This is a genomic window from Isoptericola sp. NPDC057391 (assembly GCF_042668085.1).
Lineage (GTDB): Bacteria > Actinomycetota > Actinomycetes > Actinomycetales > Cellulomonadaceae > Isoptericola.
Genome location: NZ_JBHVBO010000334.1, coordinates 1 through 1,524, shown reverse-complemented (window position 1 = coordinate 1,524; position 1,524 = coordinate 1). Strand labels below are relative to the sequence as shown.

At 81.3% G+C, this 1,524-nt stretch carries 1 protein-coding gene; it reads left to right on the top strand.

The annotated features are described in order from the left end of the window. Positions 1–283 precede the first annotated feature (283 nt). The coding region (locus tag ACFUVW_RS20830) for an LLM class flavin-dependent oxidoreductase (RefSeq protein ID WP_430573197.1) at positions 284–1,524 on the top strand (1,241 nt) is incomplete at its 3' end.

Sequence of the window (1,524 nt, the reverse complement as noted above, 5' to 3'; positions counted from 1 at the left end):
TGTTCCCTGTCGCCCGGGAGGGGGGCGGTGCGGTCCGCCCGGTGGCCCCCCCCCCCGCCTACGTCCCCCCGGGGTGGGTTTGGAGGCGGGTGATGGGGGCTGGACCGCCCCCCGCCCCGGGGGGGACCCCCTGCTGGCCCGGCACCTGCCGGGCCCGGCCGCAGACGGCCCCGCCCGCCGGTCCCGGCGGGCTCCCCTTCCCCTGCCTCCCGGCGGCGGTGCGCACCCACGGGTTCACGACCCGCGCCCGAGCGCGCCCGCCCGCGCCCCGATCGGAGCCGACGTGCCGTACTCCCCGCCCACCCCCACCACGCCCACCCCGCCCGGCGCCGCCGCGTCCCCCCTCGTCGTCGGGGTCGACCTCACGGCGGCCGGCGCCCGCCCCGGCGCGCACCGGGCGCGCGGCATCGTCCAGCCGCGGTCGTTCGACGCCGAGCGCTTCGTCCGGCTCGTGCGCACCGCCGACGAGGGCGGCCTCGACCTCGTGACCCTCGACGACGGGTTCCTGCTGCATCCCGGCCGTCGACAGGTGACCGGGCGCCTCGACGCCGCCGTCGCCGCCGCGCGGGTGGCGCCGCGCACGACGCGAGCGGGGCTGGTCGCCGCCGTGGACACCGCGCACGTGGACCCGGCGCACGTCGCCCAGGCCGTCGCCCGGATCGACCAGGCGAGCTCGGGCCGGGCCGGGTGGCAGGTCGGCCTGCCGGCCGGCGCCGTCGTGCAGGACGACGCCTGGGCCGTGCAGGCCCGCGGCGTCGCCGCGCAGGTCGTGCGGCACTGGGACGGGCTCGCGACAGGAGCGACCGGCGGCACGGCCGGCGCCGTCGCCGTCGACGACGAGGGACGCTTCCGCGTGGACCACGACGGCATCCGGTTCGCCGTGCGCCGGCACCTCCCCGCCGCGGGCCGGCCCGGCGACGAGCACCGGGACGCCGGGACACGGCAGGGCCGCCCGCCCGTGGTCGTCTCCGTCCGCAGCGAGGCCGCGCTCCAGCTCGCCGCCCGGACGGCGGACGTCGTGCGCGTGGCCGCCACCGCGCCGGCGCGCGCCGTCCGGCTGCGTTCCCGGCTGCGCGACGCGGCCGAGGCGGCCGGCCGCGACCCCGGCACGCTGCGCGTGCTCACCGAGGCCTACGTCGTGCTGGCCGAGGACCGGGCCAGCGCGCGGGCGCGGCTCGAGCTGGTCGAGGCCCTGGAGGGTCCGGAGGTCTCCGGCGGGCTGCTCGTGGTGGCCGGGACCCCCGACGACCTCGCCGAGACCGTCGTCGACTGGCGCGACGCCGGCGCGTCCGACGGGTTCCTCCTGCGGCCCTCGTCACTCGGCCCGGACCTGGACGCCGTCGTCGACGGCATGCTCCCGCGGCTCGTGCGCGACGGCGTGCGTGCGGTGGCGTCCCCGACGCCGCGCACGCTCCGCGCGATCCTCGGGCTGCCGGACGTCGGCCCGGAGGGCGCCGGCACCACCAGCGCTGCCCGCACCGTCGTCGCCCCCGCACCCGCGCACGCCGGGCCGCGCGCCCGCGC